Consider the following 16,373-nt stretch of genomic DNA (forward strand, 5'->3'; position numbering starts at 1 on the left):
AATTGCTTACTGCATGGAAAATAAAGATATGTTGCAATTCCTTAACCGCTGCTCTAAAGGGCGCGGTGCTTGGCTATTAATGGCCCTGACTGCACTTGTATTAGAATTGGTTGCGCTCTATTTTCAACACGTGATGCTGCTACAGCCTTGCGTAATGTGTATTTATGAACGAGCCGCATTATTCGGTATTCTTGGTGCATCATTGCTGGGTGCTATCGCGCCTAAATCCCCTTTGCGCTATCTGGCTATTTTTATCTGGATTTACAGCGCCTGGAAAGGGGTTCAGCTCGCCTGGACACACACCATGCTGCAACTGCATCCATCGCCTTTCACCACCTGCGATTTCTTTGTGAGCTTCCCTTCATGGTTGCCGCTAGATAAATGGTTCCCAGCTGTCTTTGTTGCCAGTGGTGATTGTGCAGTAAAACAGTGGGAATTCCTGTCATTGGAAATGCCGCAGTGGTTAGTCGGTATCTTTGCCGCTTACCTGTTTATCGCGATATTAGTGCTGATCAGTCAGTTTGTTAAACCGAAAAGACGCGATCTGTTTAGTCGATAGTTTTCTATTTCGATTGATAGTTTTCATTTCGGTTGATAGTTTTCATTTCGGTTGATCATTTTCACACATATCTTTATCTATTTAAGGCGCCCAGAAATGTGGCGCCTTTTTATATTCTGAACGTCGAATGATGCTAGAGATCCGCCACATTATTCATTAACGAATAATGCCACGAGCCGAGCGGCTGAAAAAAGGTTTATAAGCCAACAGTATTTGCCACTCTTTAGCCAATAACTCAATTTCATTATTCACATCAGCCACTAACTTACCTGTATGATAAATAAGCCGGTAAGCCTCTATAACCGCTTGCCGGTCACCACTATTTAGCCAATCAGCCTCAACGCCAGTTTCTCTTATACCTACGGGAACAGCACGATTTCCTTCAGCTATGACATAAGGAGGAATATCCTGCACCACACAAGCACCGGTATTGATTAATGCGTAGGTTCCTATCACACAGAATTGATGTACCGCACTGCCAGCACTGATAATGGCAAAGTCATCAACTTCAACATGCCCAGCCAAACCCACATTTGAAGCTAATGAACAGTGATTACCCACGATACAATCGTGGCCAATATGGACATGGCTCATCAGATTATTATCATTACCGATATGTGTCACCCCACCGCCCTGCAACGTACCCCGATGGATAGTGACATTTTGCTGAATCAAGTTGCGGTTGCCAATCACAACGCGAGTGCTCTCACCCTTATATTTAAGATCCTGATTAACCTCCCCGATGGAGGAAAACTGTCCAATATTATTGTCACATCCAAGCTCGGTAAGACCATTAATCACAATATGTGATTTAAGTACCGTGCCGGAACCAATAGTGACTTGAGAACCAATGTAGCAAAAGTGGCCAATTTGCACATTCGCACCAATCACCGCCCCCTTCTCAATAATTGCAGAAGCAGAAATTATCGCGGTGGCATCAATCAAGCTATTTAACTCTCCTGGTGGAGGACTCACTTACTGCTTTGTGGGTAACTTCAGTGTTGACTGAGAGACTAATCCATCCATTGGTTTAATCGGATTTACTGACAGAAAAAAGATAGGAATACGAGAATATGGCCGTCATGCTGACTCAATCGCCCATATAAAAAACCCCGGCGAATACCAGGGTTTTGAAAGGGTGCCGGTACTTTCCCGGCCGTCATGTTATGGCGTAAGCGTCCATCGTACACTCCAACGTTACACAGTCTAAGCATGACTATTGCATAACAGAGAAACACACTGGCAATTGCCCCAATACGCTTTTCTGTTAAACAACTTGTCCCGCGATCCGCTAACTGTACCTAGCTTTAACTTCACACGACTAATAATCATACAGCGTTATAATATTTCATCAAGACCAATTGAATATAATTTTCTATTTCAGAACAATCTGGATTTTTTATTTCTTGCTAACACAAAATAAATGACTGTTCTGCCCGTGATACAACTAAAAAAGGCCGCCTGATGGCAGCCTTATTTTACCAATATAATCAAATCATTATGCTTTGGTATGGGTACAAGTATACTGGCTGGCCTGCTCGCCATCGACAATAGCCAGGCGGATTGGCATTGCAGAAATATTAAGCGCAGCAATAACATGTTCTTGGTTATTTGCCTTTTGGAAGATTAATGACTCACCCTGACCTTCCGGATTAACTTTAACAAATTGAAAAACTGACTTATCAATGGTCAATTGCTGATTAGGACCATCCAATACAGCAGAAAGGTTACCACCCTCTTTCAATTCGCAATCAAGATTAATCAATGAAGCCCCAGCGGCCTGAACTTGGTGTGAAACACTACCTAAAGTAGCGGATAGGCCGATGATGACAGCGGCTAAAGTAGAATATTTCATTTTTTAAGTTTCTTGGTTAAATTTCGGCGTTAGTATGCCATATCTGACTTATTAATAGGTAGGCGTTATCTGGCCCACTGTGGTTTATTCAAGATATGGTCTTGCCAATCAATCACTTCACTCTCTCGCACAGCAATATGGCGCACCGAAATCCGCTCGCCATGCATAGCAGATTTTGAACCTGCTAATAATGGGTGCCAGTCAGGTAAATCATGGCCTTCACCAATTAAGCGATAGGCACAGGTAGGCGGTAGCCATTCGAAAGTCACTAAGTTTTCACGCGTTAATTTGATGCAATCCTCTTCTAACTCAAAGCGGCGCTCATAATTACGACATTGACAGGTTTTGAGATTAAGCTGATCGCAAGCCACATTGGTGAAATAAATTTCATCCGTGTCTTCATCAATCAGTTTATTCAAACAGCATTGACCACATCCGTCGCACAGAGATTCCCATTCGCTATCCGACATCTCAGCGAGTGTTTTTTGTTGCCAAAAAGGAAGTTGTGACATAACGGCATCCGGTGTTGTGAGTAAATATAGAGTTAAATGAGCGGGTCGTTATAGACGCTTTGGCTAGCAGATGCAAGTTTTGCCGCCTGAACAACAAGCCCAAGCGGCATATATTTAGAGTACACGGGTGCTCAACGTCTTGCCATTCAGGCCAATTTTTAGCATATCACCCGATGCCATCGGCCCGACACCTTGTGGCGTACCGGTCAAAATAATATCGCCAGGCCGTAAGGTAAAGAAACGGCTGATATAACATATTAATGGCAGAATGGGTGTAATCATATCGCGGGTGTTTCCCTGCTGACGGATCTCATCATTTATGGACAGAGATAACTCAGCCTGTTGTGCATCACCAAACTCAGCGACAGGAATAAAACCCGAAATCGGACACGAACCATCAAATGCTTTGGCCTTTTCCCACGGCTGCCCCGCTTTTTTCAACCTGGCCTGTAATTCGCGCAGGGTCAAATCCAATGCCACGCCATACCCAGCAATAGCACGAGCCGCTCTGTCTTCATTCGCTTGCTTTAACGGTGTACCGATCAAAACGGCTAATTCTACCTCATGATGAACAGCACCGAACTCTTTCGGGATAGCAACCGGTTGGCGAATATCACACAATGCCGTTTCAGGCTTTATGAACAGCACAGGCTCGACTGAGGTGATACTGCCCATTTCTTTAATATGTTCGGCATAGTTACTGCCTACGCAAACCACTTTATTGACTGGAAAATCCAGCAAAGCCCCTTGCCAGTCTCTATGTTGATACATACTGCCTCTCCTGATTACATCCTGATAGACACTACCCGTGGCCAAATACGCTGTTCTACTGCTCATATTGGCCGCAGGCTTTATTGACTAATGCTATCTGCCATCATACCAATGCTGATAGCAAAATAGTAAGAACGGTTCCAGTGCATAATGGTTCGGAAATTATCATAAACCAGAAACGCACGCCCTTGCACATCATCAGGCACGATCACCCAGGCGCGCAAGTCAGGGTCAGCCACACTGCCCTTGGGGGCAACACCGAGTTGCTGCCATTGGGCCACGGTCTTGGCCTGGCTGTCTTTCAGGCCAGCAAGTGCGACATTGAAGCCATCAGGCAACTGTGCTTCTTGCCCCCAACCGATCCCCGGTTTCCACCCCTCAGTAGACAAATAGTTAGCAGTAGAAGCAAACACATCATCAATATTATTCCAAATATCGACTTTGCCATCACCATCACCGTCAGCACCATAGGTCAAAAAAGAACTTGGCATAAACTGGCTTTGCCCCATAGCACCAGCCCAAGATCCTTTTAATTGTGGGTCTTCAACCCGACCTTGTTGAATAATCTTCAATGCGGCGATCAACTCTTTGGTGAAAAACGCCTCGCGCCGCCCTTCAAATGCCAAGGTTGATAAAGCCGAAATGACATCTTCTTTACCTTGAATCTTACCGAAACCACTTTCCATTCCCCACAGCGCCACAATATAGCGTTCAGGTACCCCATAGCGTGCAGTCACTTGTGATAATTGGGGTTGGTAGCGCTGATAAATCTCTTTACCCTGCGCTATTTTGCCTGGCGTCAAAACTTTGGCGAGGTAATCATCCAGTGTGACCTTTTTTTCTAACTGGTTTCGATCTGATTGGATAACCCGGTCAACAAAATGAATATTGGCGAAAGCAACCGCCAAAGTCGCCTCACTGATTCCCTGAGCTCGCGCCTGGGCTTTCAATTGTTCAACATAGGCAGGAAACTGCGCCGGATCGCGCCCCTGTTCGGATAACATTTTTTTGCTGTTGTTATTGCTGGCAAGGGCTGGGGTTGGTGCTGCTTGTGGTGCAGCAACCGGTGTTTGAATTGGCGCGGCTGTGTTCTTATTAGCACACCCCAAAGATATAACAGCCGCAAAAGCGACTGTAATCATTGACAATTTCATCGACGTGTTCCTTTATAAAGCCACAAACCGTGAGGGAACTAAGCTTTCGTTTCACCCAAATGCATTTTTAATAAGCTTTCTGGCGGCGGCGGAACTTGTAGATAAAAACCCTGCTCAACGAGTGCACTTTTCACTTTTTCGATATCCGCTGTGGCTAAGCTCTTGCGCTCATTAAGTGAAAGCAACATCGCAAATTGGGGTTTACCAAAACTGGCGAGTAACTCAGCCGGCACGCGTGAGAAATCGTCTTTCTTTTCAATATAAAGGTAGGTTTGATCCCGTTTCGGGCTTCTGTAGATAGCACAAAGCATGTTTTGGACTCTAGTCGATAAATTCAATAGTCATAGCTGGCGATTATAACACGCCAGCCTATATCACCTATCCGAGATATCAATAGACGGGAATATCAATGCCAATACTGGCAGCACAAGGGTCGTGAACTAAATAGGAATTCTTAGTATTGTCCACACGCGGGCGTTGTTGAGATTCCTGCTGTTGGCATTTCACCTGTTTTTCCTTTTCATTCCTCGCCGCCTCAGCGTCCTTTCGCGCTTTCTCCTCGTCCAGTTGACGTTGCCATGATTGGGCATCAAGGCCCGACGCCCCCAATGCTTTTCGTTTTTCAAGATAATCCGTAGAAATCTTACTATCTTTTGGAATTTCAGCGTGATAGCTAAAATCAGCCCCGACTTGCAATGGCGTTGATATGGCAATAACACCGATAAATGATAGTGGGATGAAACTCCTTTTCATCATTGATTTCCTTTAGATTAATGAATGTAGAAATCGGAAAATATCATAAAATGATTATCATTCTCAATATTATATAACTAAAAATAGTGGTCGTGCGCCTAATTTATAGGCAAAAAATAAAATCCTTCAAATTTGTGACTCATTTCTGCTTTATCAATGCATGGCTCAGATTGACAAAGTATTGAGTGAGATTTCTCCGAAATAATATTACGAGGTATTTCACTCATCGGATAATAGCCACATTACCCCCTCTTATTTCTTCATCTTAAAAACGATAATAACGGATAAGAAGCCAATCTGACTGTTGAAAAAATAAACAACACAATCATGACAGTGATATTAACCAAATATAGACAAACCGGGGCTAGCGAATAAGGAGAAGTTATGCTGTAATTTCCTACAAGATTGGCATCATTTGGATGTTAGGATTCAATATATTGATACGGATAGATTTATTTTTATATTACCTATAACATGCTTGGGAAGATCAGAATATTGTACCCCGAATGAAATTCCGGGGATTAAACGCAGCTGAAACTGAGTCAGGATAGATGTCACAATCGCCAATTGAGTTAAAAGGCAGTAGTTTTACCCTATCGGTCATTCATTTACATGATTCACGACCGGAGGTAATCCGTCAGGCATTACAGGAAAAGGTAGATCAAGCACCCGCTTTCCTGAAAAACGCCCCTGTTGTGATTAACGTTGCAACGTTACCTAACGGTGCTAACTGGAAAGATCTCCAACAGGCTGTCACTTCAGCGGGTCTGCGTATTGTTGGCATCAGTGGTTGTCAGGATGAACGTCAAAAACGTGCGATAGCACGAGCTGGTTTGCCATTACTGAGCGAAGGTAAAGGTCAGAAAATGGCACCAGAGCCGGTTGTTAGTCCGCCGGAAAATGTTCCTACCAAGACACGAATTATCAACACGCCTGTCCGTTCTGGCCAACAGATTTATGCCCGTAATTGTGATTTGATTGTTATCAGCAGTGTCAGTGCTGGAGCTGAATTAATTGCCGACGGCAATATTCATATCTATGGAATGATGCGCGGTCGTGCGCTAGCAGGCGCATCAGGTGATGCGCAGTGCCAGATTTTTTGCACGCATCTGGGTGCTGAACTAGTCTCTATCGCAGGGCAGTACTGGTTGAGTGATCAAATCCCCAGTGATTATTTTGGTCAAGCTGCGCGTTTGCATTTGCTGGATAACGCATTAACTATACAACCTTTAAATTAAGCCCTTTTGACAAGGAATCCATTTCATGGCACGCATTATTGTTGTTACATCGGGTAAAGGGGGCGTTGGCAAGACCACATCAAGCGCGGCTATCGCAACCGGCTTGGCCCAAAAAGGTAAAAAAACCGTTGTTATCGATTTTGATATCGGACTACGGAATCTAGACTTGATTATGGGTTGTGAACGCCGGGTAGTTTACGATTTTGTTAATGTGATTCAAGGTGACGCCACATTGAATCAGGCATTAATAAAAGATAAGCGCACGGATAATTTGTATATTCTGCCCGCTTCTCAGACCCGTGACAAAGACGCTCTGACCAAAGAGGGTGTCGAAAAGATTTTAAACGATCTTGGCGAAATGAATTTTGAGTTTGTCGTGTGTGACTCACCTGCCGGTATCGAAAGCGGTGCGTTGATGGCACTGTATTTTGCTGACGAAGCAGTCATCACGACCAACCCTGAAGTTTCTTCAGTTCGTGACTCAGACCGTATTCTCGGGATATTGTCATCCAAGTCACGCCGAGCTGAGAATGGTCAGGAACCAATTAAAGAACATCTGCTGTTGACTCGCTACAACCCAGGGCGTGTTAATCGCGGCGATATGCTTAGCATGGAAGATGTCCTTGATATTCTGAGGATACCACTGGTTGGCGTTATTCCAGAAGATCAGTCTGTATTGCGCGCCTCGAACCAAGGCGAGCCTGTGATTCTGGACAAAGAGTCAGATGCCGGTAAAGCTTATGACGATACCGTTGACCGTTTGCTAGGAGAAGAACGTCCCTTCCGCTTCATTGAAGAAGAGAAGAAGGGCTTCCTGAAACGCCTTTTTGGGGGATAAACCATGGCTTTGTTAGACTTTTTTCTGTCCCGCAAAAAACCGACAGCCAATATAGCCAAGGAACGGCTGCAAATTATCGTCGCTGAGCGTCGTCGTGGGGACAGTGAGCCCCATTATTTGCCTGACTTGAAACGCGATATTTTGGCGGTTATTTGTAAATACATTCAGATTGACCCGGAAATGCTGCATGTGCAATTTGAGCAGAAAGGGGATGATATTTCGGTGCTTGAACTTAACGTGACATTACCGGAAACGGAAGAAACGCCTAAATGATTTCTTCGCAATAACTACCCCCTGTATTTATTTACAGGGGGTAATTCTTTTTTATAAACTGTATATATATCCAGGTTTATACTCGTTATATATACGCCCGCCAAAACAAGAAAATTCTTAACTCTTATTTCTGCTATTAATATTGCTGTAAAATATCAGTCAATTCCGTAGCCAATAAATCCCCACGCCAGCCACTTAATAATTCAGGTTGAGTTTCTGTCGACTTCAATTTCCAATGCCAACTGAGTAATTGGTTTATTTGGCGGCGTGACGCCAACAATTCGCTACTTAACCCACTGCGTTCACTGACCGACACAATAAGTGCTTTAATATCTTTAAAGACTTTTTTGTAACCAGGCTGATCAATCAGATTGATAACCGGTGGTGGCAACTGGTCCTCAGGAACAGCATTACCTTCCGCTACCAACGCCAGTAAAGTGCGGCCATGATAGCGGATCTCTTGCCCACTTAAGCCCAGAGAGTCAAGCTCACCCAGCGAGGTTGGCTGATAACGGGCAACTTGCCACAGATTCTCTTCGCGAACCACAAAGTTCACCGCCAGGTCACGTTCGCGAGCCTGACGTAAGCGCCATGACGCCAATTTTTGCAGACAAGCCAACTGATGGCCACGCAACTGCCAGGCATTGGTGATTTCACGGTAGGCTAATTCGGGATCGAGTGTTTCACTACGGCGGCGACACAACAGCTCACATTCGTCTTTAGCGGCGTCCATACGTCCTGCTGCTTCGGTCGCTGCAACTAATTTAGTCGCTAACGGTAATAGGTAAAATACGTCAGCAGCCGCATAATCACACTGTTTTTCACTCAGAGGACGAGCAATCCAATCCGTGCGAGATTCGCTTTTATCTAATTCGACGCCTTCAAATTCATTCACCAACATGGCGAAACCGCAAGATAACGAGCGGCCAGAAAATGCCGCCAACACCTGAGTATCAATCATCGGTGTAGGCATCAGTTCAAAAGCATTCAAAAACACTTCGAGATCTTCACTCCCGGCATGTAGGTACTTCACTACATTTAAATCTTGCAACAACTCACGGAAAGGCTGCCACTGCGTGATGGGCAAAGGATCAATCAGCGAAAGTTGTTCACCATCATACAGTTGAATCAGGCCCAACTGAGGGTAGTAGGTGCGGGTTCTGACAAACTCTGTATCCAGCGCAACATGGGCATGTGTTCGGGCTTGTTCGCAGACCTGCTGCAACGCACTGTCGGTCGTGATCAACTGATAATTCAAAACGTGATTCTCTATTAGTCGTTAGTTCTATGGCAAACACAACAACGCCGGTGATAACCGGCGTTGTTGATGATGATTGGGTGACTCCATCGTTAAGCTATGCTGCGTTTTGCTCGCTAGTCTTAGCTTTAATCTGATCGTCACGCAGTTCCCTGCGCAAAATTTTGCCAACATTCGATTTTGGCAATTCGTCACGGAACTCTACTATTTTCGGTACTTTATACCCTGTTAGGTAGCGGCGGCAATGGGTTAGCAGCTCTTCCTGCGTCAATGAGGCATCTTTTTTTACCACAAACAATTTTACTGTCTCACCGGAAACCTCATTAGGCACCCCTACAGCGGCAGACTCCAGTACTTTCGCATGTAACGCCACCACATCTTCAATCTCGTTGGGGTAGACGTTAAAACCTGAAACCAGAATCATATCCTTTTTACGATCAACGATGCGCAAGAAGCCTTGTTCATCTAGCGTCGCAATATCACCGGTTGCCAGCCATCCGTCTTTTAATACTTCATCTGTCGCTTCAGGGCGTTGCCAATAGCCTAACATAACTTGCGGCCCGCGCACCCACAGTTCGCCCGGCTCCCCCATAGCAACATCGTTGCCTTCATCATCCACTAACCGAACATCGGTAGAAGGCACGGGTAAACCAATACTGCCACTGTAATGTTTCAAATCATAAGGGTTACCAGTGACTAACGGCGAACACTCCGTCAAACCATAACCTTCCAGTAAATGTTTCCCAGTCAGTTTTTCCCATTTTTCGGCCACCGCTTTCTGCACTGGCATCCCACCACCAACAGAAAGGCGTAATGTCGAGAAATCTAATTTGGTAAATTCTTCATTATTTAACAACGCATTAAATAACGTATTGACCCCCGTCATCGCCGTGAAGGGATAGCGACTGAGCTCTTTGACCATTCCTGGAATATCACGCGGGTTGGTTATCAATAAACTGCGCCCGCCTAACTCGATAAATAACAGGCAGTTCATGGTCAAAGCAAATATATGATAGAGAGGCAGAGCCGTCACGACCAACTCGTGACCTGGCTGCAGCAATGGCGCGTAGGCAGCCTTAGCCTGTTCCAGATTCGATTGCATGTTACGGTGAGTTAACATCGCCCCTTTCGCCACGCCAGTAGTACCGCCGGTATACTGCAAGAACGCCATATCTGTATTGATGACATCCGGCTTCACATACTGCATCCGCCGGCCTTTTTGTAAGGCAGTGCGAAATGAAATAGCATCAGGCAAATAGTATTTCGGTACCAAGCGCTTAATATATTTCACTACAAAATTAACCAGTGTCCCTTTCGCGGTCGACAATTGGTCGCCCATCCGAGTCAAAATGACGTGTTTGACCTGGGTCTTAAATACGATTTTTTCCAATGTATGAGCAAAGTTGGAAACAATAACAATGGCCGCAGCGCCGCTATCATTAAGCTGGTGTTCTAATTCTCGCGGGGTATACAAGGGGTTAACATTCACCACAACCATACCGGCGCGCAGAATACCAAACAAAGCGATAGGATATTGCAGCAGGTTAGGCATCATCAATGCGACGCGGTCGCCTTTTTGTAACCCCAGGCCTTGCTGTAAATAGGCGGCGAAAGCACGGCTACGCTCTTCCAGCTTACGGAAGGTCATCACCTCCCCCATATTGATGAATGCAGGTTGGTCCGCATAACGTAATGCAGCGTTCTCAAACATTTCCACCAAAGAAGAATAGCGATCCGGGTCAATTTCTGCGGGGACATCTGCCGGATACCGCTTTAGCCATACTTTTTCCAAGGTAGTACTCCTGAAATTATTATTAGTCGCCCAAATAGGGAGGCAAACTTATTTACACCAGAACTTTAACAATATTTTAACTCAGCTTACCAGTTTGCTTTTAAACAATTTTGAGGTTGGGATATACATCACTATTTTCTGGCGTTGAAATCATAGAAATAATCAAGCTGAAAAATAAATCTCAGTAAAATCAACATACTATTTTAATTTAATAATGTTAAATAGTATAAGCTTTTGATTATAAAATCTTTTACTCAAATTCCATGTGGGATAGAGACAAAAAGGGCGCTGAATTCAGCGCCCTTTTGTTAAATCCACTTCCACGTAGGTAACCGGCCCACTACTCCGTAACGATAGTTTGTATCGGTGCTGGCCCCGGATTGTACCAACCGCCCCATCCTGGCCCCCACATGCCAGGGTGACGATAACCCCAAGGGTCCATCATGGGTGGCATTAACACTTGCTGCTCAATATGCCAACGCTTGTAACCCGTAGCATTCATTACCACGAAATCATAAGGTGTCTGACCAATTTTACCCGCTTCAACACCGGTAATTGGCCCAACAACAGTGACAAGATGCCCACGGAAATCGACCGGTTCCAGGAAGCCATTCACATAAGCAATAACACGCCCTTGTGAAGGTTCACCCAAAATAGGTCTGGCTCCGGAATCTAACGGTACGCTAGCAATTTCAAGCCGGGTGCGCCGAGCCTCGTTGGTGACATTAATAACAGTTCCACCAAAACGTGCTTCCTGACCAATAAAGACCTTGGGATCAGTCCGAACCAAGTTAAGATTTTGCTGCGGTGTCGCGGTTGTTCCCTGAATCGCTGGCGGGATCGTGACACAACCGGAAAGTAACAAAGCGCCCAATCCTAACCAGCCACACTTCCATTTACGGCTCTTGTTCTGGGTAGATTGAGTTGTTGACGTCATTATCGCCATAACCTGAGGCTCCTTATCATATCTCTATCTTGATATTTTAGACTCTAAACAGCATGACAAGTTGCTATATTCTTAATCCTTCAAATTACAGCAGCAACGAGAAATTCTAGCGGCCAGGAAGTTTTTTCCAGGTCACTTCATTGCGCAGATACACCGGCTCGGCATTCTCCACATTGACGACCTGCCCATTCACCCATGATGATAATGCCAGCGGCAACATATCTTCAGCATGGGGTAAGGTTATTTCACCGTCAACCAGCACTACACCACTGCCGCTAATCAGATCAGGATAAGTCTGCCAACCCGTGCCGACCGTTGACCAAGTGCCACTCAATGAGTGTGCGTGCTCCAGCGCTTGTGCCGGTGTCATCACCGCTTCACTCGCGTCGCCGAGCCACACCCCTTCGTCGTTGCGCTCGAATTCGCCCCAATACACTTCGCCCATTCGAGCATCTATTGCCGCTAAAACGCGAGATGCTCCCGTCAGGCGAAACGCCCCCTGAGCCATGGTTTGCAAGGTAGAAATACCGATCATTGGCAAATCAGCGCCCAATGCCAGCCCTTGGCCAATGCCGATGCCAATTCTTACACCGGTAAAACTGCCGGGGCCACGACCAAAGGCCAGTGCATCGAGTTGTTGCAGAGACAAGCCCGACTCAGCCAACACTTGCTGTACCATCGGTAAAATTCGTTGGGTATGTTCTCGTGGGCAAAGCTCAAATAAAGCCTGAACCTCACCGTTGTTCCAGAGTGCGACAGAACAAGCTTCTGTTGCGGTATCGATCGCTAAAATTCGCGTGGACATGCCAACCTCGGCAGGAAAAGAAGATAAATTCAACACAGGGCGCGCATGATAGCACACCCCTCCTCGCTTTTCCCTCAATCGCGCTGCTTGAGAAAAGCGATAGCTTTCGCTAAATCACGGGTACGGGGCGCGGGGGGTAAGCTATTGAGGAACATCGCGCCATAAGGACGCATTACCAGGCGGTTATCACAGATAACCAGCACGCCGCGATCATCAATATCACGAATCAAACGCCCGACACCTTGCTTGAGCGTAATCACTGCATCGGGTAATTGCACATCATTAAACGGATCGCCGCCACGCAAGCGGCAATCTTCAATGCGCGCTTTCAACAAAGGGTCATCCGGCGAGGTAAATGGCAGTTTGTCGATGATAACGCAGGATAAAGCATCACCCCGCACATCCACCCCTTCCCAAAAGCTGCTGGTCGCCACCAAAAGCGCATTGCCCGCTGCCACAAATTGCGCCAGAAGCTGCCCTTTGCTGGTTTCCCCTTGCACCAATACCGGCAATGTCATGCTGGCCCGGAACTCTTCAGCCAGGCCGCGCATCATCTGGTGCGAGGTACACAGGAAGAAACAGCGTCCTTTATTGGCATCAATCAAGGGTTTTAGCATCACGGCCAGTTTACGCGCCGCCCCCGGTTCATTTGCGGAAGGCAGATTGCGCGGCACGCACAGCAATGCTTGATTAGCGTAATCAAACGGGCTGGGTAGCAGCAATGTCTTGGCATTGGTCAACCCTAGTCGGGAGGTGAAATGCTCCAACTGATCATTCACCGACAGTGTGGCGGAAGTGAAAATCCAGGTGCCGGGTTTTTCTTCGATTAACTCGCGAAAGCGGTCAGAAACTGAGAGTGGCGTTAGCGCCAGAACAAAATGCCGTGAGTTACACTCATACCAATAACTATAACCGGGCATGGAGACATCTTTTAATCGTTTCAGGCGGTTGCGATACACCGTAGCGCGTTCAAAGGCCGCATCCAGCATGGCGCTGCGCCCCAGAGACAATTTCATGACGTCGTAGCACAGTTCCAGTGCATCATCGAGCAACAGCAACGCCCGCTGAATGGCGGGTTGCTCCATCACATCGCGCAGATTACCGCGATAGCCGGGATCCCCCAGAACCAAACGAAAATCTTGCGTGCTTTGTGTCAGGCGGTCAGCACTTTTTTGTAATTGTGCTGAATCACGCACTTCAGTGCGATAGGCAATAATAATGTCTTTTGCCAAATCCATCAGTTGCCTGCTGGTCAGTTGCTGACCGAAATATTGGCTGGCAATATCAGGTATCTGATGGGCTTCATCGAAAATCATTACATCGGCAGTGGGGATAAGTTCTGCAAACCCGCTCTCTTTCACCACCATATCCGCCAGGAATAGATGGTGGTTAACCACCACCACATCAGCATCCATCGCCCGGCGGCGGGCTTTGACCACAAAACAATCTTTGTACAACGGGCAATCACTACCCAGACAGTTGTCATTGGTGCTGGTGACTAGCGGCCAGACAAAACTGTCTTCTGCCACTTCACCACAGGTACTGATATCCCCGTCTACGGTTTCTGCTGACCAGCCGCGCAGTCGAACTAGATCCACTAATGTATCACTGGCAAGTTCGCCACCCGCCAGAGATTGCTGTTCCAGTCGCTCCAGACACAGGTAGTTCGAACGGCCTTTGAGTAACGCCAACTTTCCTTTGTATTTTAGGGCAGTCGCGACAGTAGGCAGGTCGCGGGAATAGAGCTGATCCTGTAATGCTTTGGAGCCAGTGGAGATAATGACTTTGCAATCAGCCCGTAAGGCGGGTGCCAAATAAGCAAATGTTTTACCCGTACCAGTACCGGCCTCAACCACCAGTTGTTGTTTAGCATCAATGGATTCGCTGATTGCCGCAGCCATCTGGCGCTGGGACTCACGGGGATTAAAACCTGTAATGGCCTGTGCTAATGCACCATCTGTTGCAAAATCGTCTGTCACGCTTTCTCTTCCGGGCGAAATCAGCGGTGATTATGCCAAGCCTGACGCCTTACGACCACACATTCTCGCGGCGAGCTATGTTACTCTAATGGGATAACTGACATTGACATTCACACAAGGGAGTGAAAATGAGTATTGAACGCATTAATCCAGAAAAACGCTGGTCAGACGCAGTGGTATTTAACAACACTATCTATTACACCAGCGTACCGGAAAATTTGGATGCAGACGCCACGGCACAGACGGCAAATACCCTGGCAGCGATTGATATGATATTGAATCAGCTTGGTTCAGATAAAAGCCGTATTTTGGATGCCACTATTTTTCTGGCTGATAAAGCCGACTTCGCGGCGATGAATGCGGCGTGGGATGCCTGGGTGGTTGATGGCAGTGCACCTGTACGCTGCACCGTCGAAGCCAAGCTAATGAATCCAAAGTATAAAGTTGAAATCAAAATTATTGCGGCTATTTGATTAGCAGCCAAATTTCCTTGGCTTGTCTCAGACTAATCACAACGTGAATAGGCGGGGAAATGTGCCGAATGGGTCGTAGCGGCGTAAGCCGCCGGAGCGCCCATCGGTGCAGTCGCCCCGCCAGACTCCAGATTAGGATAGCTTTATCATTACCATCCCAGCCAGTAACAAGATCAGACCAATCCAGCCTTTATAGTTCAGGCGCTGATTAAATAAGATCCAACCGGCTGCTACAGTGGCGGCGATACCGAACCCGCCCCATAAAGCATAAGCCACTGACAACTCAATACCTTTTACCGCTTGGGCCAGCGCACTGAATGCCCCTAATACTGACAACAGCGATAATATGCCCAGCCATACCCGGCGAAAACCATCTGACATTTTCAGCAAGATATTGGCGATGATTTCCAGGATGACAGCCAAAATCAGAAACGCGATATGATAAAACTCAAGCTGTTGCATGATGCTCACCTGAATTTCGGTTCGGACTGTTTGGTTTCTTCGGCTTACGAGTCCCTGATTTCACTAACATTATGCCACCGACCAAGGTGACTAAACCGGCAATTTTCAGTGGCGACAAGCTTTCATCAAACCACAACACACTGAAGACTGTGATAATCAAGATACCAATCCCTTCCCACAGAGCATAGGCCACACCTAAGGCCACTTTCTTCACTGCCAGCGCCAGCATGATATAAGAGCCCGTTATCATAAAATACATCACGATATGCCCGGTCAGTTCACCACTGACACTGGCGTATTTCATTGATAACGTGCCGATAATTTCTGCAACAATCGCTAAACCTAAAAATATCCAATAAATCATTTTTCTTCTCCTAACACGCATAAACGCACGCTAAGGTCTATTTGTTACGGTTATCCTCACTCGGCACCCTATTCACAGGGAATAGACGTGCGCAGGCCGTAAGAAATAGAAACTCACTTGGCGTATAAATTTTGTTAAATTTATTAACTACGGAAGAAGAACGACGCTACAGCTCGCTGCACCAGTGATGCTCACTGGCCAGAATGGCAGACAGGAAGAGTTGACAGGTAGAAGGTTTGAAAGTAATTCCATTAATTTTCATCATAATATATCTCTTTTTTTTAGCCACACGCGGTTTAGCTACATTCTTGTATGCAAAACTTAGTGTGATACGCCTAAAA

Annotated in this window: 19 protein-coding genes; 5 read left to right on the top strand and 14 right to left on the bottom strand. The window is 46.3% G+C overall.

Annotated elements, in window-relative coordinates; all coding sequences use genetic code 11:
• The first annotated feature begins 28 nt into the window (after positions 1–28).
• The gene (dsbB, locus tag QSV56_RS19270) at positions 29–559 is read left to right on the top strand and encodes a disulfide bond formation protein DsbB (protein ID WP_011816443.1); all 531 of its coding nucleotides are present in this window, start codon (positions 29–31) and stop codon (positions 557–559) included.
• A gap of 156 nt (positions 560–715) precedes the next feature.
• Here dsbB and lpxA read toward each other — a convergent pair whose 3' ends face one another.
• The 7 genes from lpxA to QSV56_RS19305 form a co-directional block, all read right to left on the bottom strand.
• Complete coding sequence (gene lpxA, locus QSV56_RS19275; RefSeq protein ID WP_019083200.1) at positions 716–1,504, bottom strand: acyl-ACP--UDP-N-acetylglucosamine O-acyltransferase; 789 nt, start codon at positions 1,502–1,504, stop codon at positions 716–718.
• A 553-nt stretch (positions 1,505–2,057) separates the two neighbouring features.
• Positions 2,058–2,414 (bottom strand): hypothetical protein, encoded by a 357-nt coding sequence (locus tag QSV56_RS19280; RefSeq protein ID WP_019079548.1) that lies wholly within the window; start codon positions 2,412–2,414, stop codon positions 2,058–2,060.
• Positions 2,415–2,479: 65 nt separating this feature from the next.
• The gene (locus QSV56_RS19285) at positions 2,480–2,926 is read right to left on the bottom strand and encodes a YcgN family cysteine cluster protein (protein WP_019079613.1); all 447 of its coding nucleotides are present in this window, start codon (positions 2,924–2,926) and stop codon (positions 2,480–2,482) included.
• Between the two features lie 114 nt (positions 2,927–3,040).
• Positions 3,041–3,697 (bottom strand): fumarylacetoacetate hydrolase family protein, encoded by a 657-nt coding sequence (locus QSV56_RS19290; protein ID WP_019079614.1) that lies wholly within the window; start codon positions 3,695–3,697, stop codon positions 3,041–3,043.
• A gap of 80 nt (positions 3,698–3,777) precedes the next feature.
• On the bottom strand, positions 3,778–4,851 hold the full coding sequence (locus QSV56_RS19295; protein ID WP_019083201.1) for a lytic transglycosylase domain-containing protein: 1,074 nt from the start codon (positions 4,849–4,851) through the stop codon (positions 3,778–3,780).
• 38 nt (positions 4,852–4,889) lie between these two features.
• Positions 4,890–5,162, bottom strand: a complete 273-nt coding sequence (locus QSV56_RS19300; RefSeq protein ID WP_005162995.1) for a YcgL domain-containing protein — start codon at positions 5,160–5,162, stop codon at positions 4,890–4,892.
• A 79-nt stretch (positions 5,163–5,241) separates the two neighbouring features.
• The gene (locus tag QSV56_RS19305; protein WP_005162996.1) at positions 5,242–5,604 is read right to left on the bottom strand and encodes a hypothetical protein; all 363 of its coding nucleotides are present in this window, start codon (positions 5,602–5,604) and stop codon (positions 5,242–5,244) included.
• A gap of 551 nt (positions 5,605–6,155) precedes the next feature.
• On the opposite strand from QSV56_RS19305, the gene minC reads away from it, so the two are divergent.
• The 3 genes from minC to minE are packed head-to-tail and all read left to right on the top strand — an operon-like array spanning position 6,156 to position 7,953.
• Complete coding sequence (gene minC, locus QSV56_RS19310; protein WP_005169220.1) at positions 6,156–6,842, top strand: septum site-determining protein MinC; 687 nt, start codon at positions 6,156–6,158, stop codon at positions 6,840–6,842.
• 25 nt (positions 6,843–6,867) lie between these two features.
• Positions 6,868–7,680 carry a septum site-determining protein MinD gene (gene minD, locus QSV56_RS19315; RefSeq protein WP_005163000.1) on the top strand — a complete coding sequence of 271 codons (813 nt, stop codon included), beginning with the start codon at positions 6,868–6,870 and terminating at the stop codon, positions 7,678–7,680.
• A 3-nt stretch (positions 7,681–7,683) separates the two neighbouring features.
• The gene (gene minE / locus QSV56_RS19320; protein WP_002211180.1) at positions 7,684–7,953 is read left to right on the top strand and encodes a cell division topological specificity factor MinE; all 270 of its coding nucleotides are present in this window, start codon (positions 7,684–7,686) and stop codon (positions 7,951–7,953) included.
• A gap of 136 nt (positions 7,954–8,089) precedes the next feature.
• Here the strand turns inward: minE and rnd are convergent, their stop codons facing one another.
• The 5 genes from rnd to QSV56_RS19345 all read right to left on the bottom strand — a co-directional run bounded on the left by rnd (position 8,090) and on the right by QSV56_RS19345 (position 14,733).
• Positions 8,090–9,211: a ribonuclease D gene (gene rnd / locus QSV56_RS19325; RefSeq protein WP_046694936.1), complete on the bottom strand. Its 1,122-nt coding sequence runs from the start codon at positions 9,209–9,211 to the stop codon at positions 8,090–8,092.
• 97 nt (positions 9,212–9,308) lie between these two features.
• On the bottom strand, positions 9,309–11,003 hold the full coding sequence (gene fadD / locus QSV56_RS19330) for a long-chain-fatty-acid--CoA ligase FadD (RefSeq protein ID WP_046050825.1): 1,695 nt from the start codon (positions 11,001–11,003) through the stop codon (positions 9,309–9,311).
• Positions 11,004–11,343: 340 nt separating this feature from the next.
• Entirely contained in the window at positions 11,344–11,949 is a 606-nt protein-coding gene (locus QSV56_RS19335) for a Slp family lipoprotein (RefSeq protein ID WP_019079618.1), read from the bottom strand.
• Positions 11,950–12,055: 106 nt separating this feature from the next.
• Positions 12,056–12,754, bottom strand: coding sequence for a tRNA (adenosine(37)-N6)-threonylcarbamoyltransferase complex dimerization subunit type 1 TsaB (gene tsaB, locus QSV56_RS19340; protein WP_026017861.1), 699 nt, complete (start codon positions 12,752–12,754; stop codon positions 12,056–12,058).
• A gap of 74 nt (positions 12,755–12,828) precedes the next feature.
• Positions 12,829–14,733, bottom strand: coding sequence for an ATP-dependent DNA helicase (locus tag QSV56_RS19345; protein ID WP_046050824.1), 1,905 nt, complete (start codon positions 14,731–14,733; stop codon positions 12,829–12,831).
• Positions 14,734–14,861: 128 nt separating this feature from the next.
• On the opposite strand from QSV56_RS19345, the gene QSV56_RS19350 reads away from it, so the two are divergent.
• The gene (locus QSV56_RS19350; RefSeq protein ID WP_005169202.1) at positions 14,862–15,206 is read left to right on the top strand and encodes a RidA family protein; all 345 of its coding nucleotides are present in this window, start codon (positions 14,862–14,864) and stop codon (positions 15,204–15,206) included.
• Positions 15,207–15,338: 132 nt separating this feature from the next.
• On the opposite strand, the gene mdtI is transcribed toward QSV56_RS19350, so the two are convergent.
• The gene (gene mdtI / locus QSV56_RS19355) at positions 15,339–15,668 is read right to left on the bottom strand and encodes a multidrug/spermidine efflux SMR transporter subunit MdtI (protein WP_005163022.1); all 330 of its coding nucleotides are present in this window, start codon (positions 15,666–15,668) and stop codon (positions 15,339–15,341) included.
• Positions 15,655–16,032 carry a multidrug/spermidine efflux SMR transporter subunit MdtJ gene (gene mdtJ, locus QSV56_RS19360; RefSeq protein ID WP_005163026.1) on the bottom strand — a complete coding sequence of 126 codons (378 nt, stop codon included), beginning with the start codon at positions 16,030–16,032 and terminating at the stop codon, positions 15,655–15,657. The genes mdtI and mdtJ overlap by 14 nt, the downstream gene beginning before the upstream one ends.
• Positions 16,033–16,373 lie beyond the last annotated feature (341 nt).

It is taken from the genome of Yersinia sp. 22-579 (genome assembly GCF_030433455.1).
GTDB classification, from domain to species: Bacteria; Pseudomonadota; Gammaproteobacteria; order Enterobacterales; family Enterobacteriaceae; genus Yersinia; species Yersinia enterocolitica.

Coding starts and splice junctions, on each gene's coding strand:
- dsbB (WP_011816443.1), top strand. CDS start 29: ATGTTGCAATTCCTTAACCGCTGCTCTAAAGGGCGCGGTGCTTGGCTA.
- QSV56_RS19280 (WP_019079548.1), bottom strand. CDS start 2,414: ATGAAATATTCTACTTTAGCCGCTGTCATCATCGGCCTATCCGCTACT.
- QSV56_RS19285 (WP_019079613.1), bottom strand. CDS start 2,926: ATGTCACAACTTCCTTTTTGGCAACAAAAAACACTCGCTGAGATGTCG.
- QSV56_RS19290 (WP_019079614.1), bottom strand. CDS start 3,697: ATGTATCAACATAGAGACTGGCAAGGGGCTTTGCTGGATTTTCCAGTC.
- QSV56_RS19295 (WP_019083201.1), bottom strand. CDS start 4,851: ATGAAATTGTCAATGATTACAGTCGCTTTTGCGGCTGTTATATCTTTG.
- QSV56_RS19300 (WP_005162995.1), bottom strand. CDS start 5,162: ATGCTTTGTGCTATCTACAGAAGCCCGAAACGGGATCAAACCTACCTT.
- QSV56_RS19305 (WP_005162996.1), bottom strand. CDS start 5,604: ATGAAAAGGAGTTTCATCCCACTATCATTTATCGGTGTTATTGCCATA.
- minC (WP_005169220.1), top strand. CDS start 6,156: ATGTCACAATCGCCAATTGAGTTAAAAGGCAGTAGTTTTACCCTATCG.
- minD (WP_005163000.1), top strand. CDS start 6,868: ATGGCACGCATTATTGTTGTTACATCGGGTAAAGGGGGCGTTGGCAAG.
- minE (WP_002211180.1), top strand. CDS start 7,684: ATGGCTTTGTTAGACTTTTTTCTGTCCCGCAAAAAACCGACAGCCAAT.
- QSV56_RS19335 (WP_019079618.1), bottom strand. CDS start 11,949: ATGGCGATAATGACGTCAACAACTCAATCTACCCAGAACAAGAGCCGT.
- tsaB (WP_026017861.1), bottom strand. CDS start 12,754: ATGTCCACGCGAATTTTAGCGATCGATACCGCAACAGAAGCTTGTTCT.
- QSV56_RS19350 (WP_005169202.1), top strand. CDS start 14,862: ATGAGTATTGAACGCATTAATCCAGAAAAACGCTGGTCAGACGCAGTG.
- mdtI (WP_005163022.1), bottom strand. CDS start 15,668: ATGCAACAGCTTGAGTTTTATCATATCGCGTTTCTGATTTTGGCTGTC.
- mdtJ (WP_005163026.1), bottom strand. CDS start 16,032: ATGATTTATTGGATATTTTTAGGTTTAGCGATTGTTGCAGAAATTATC.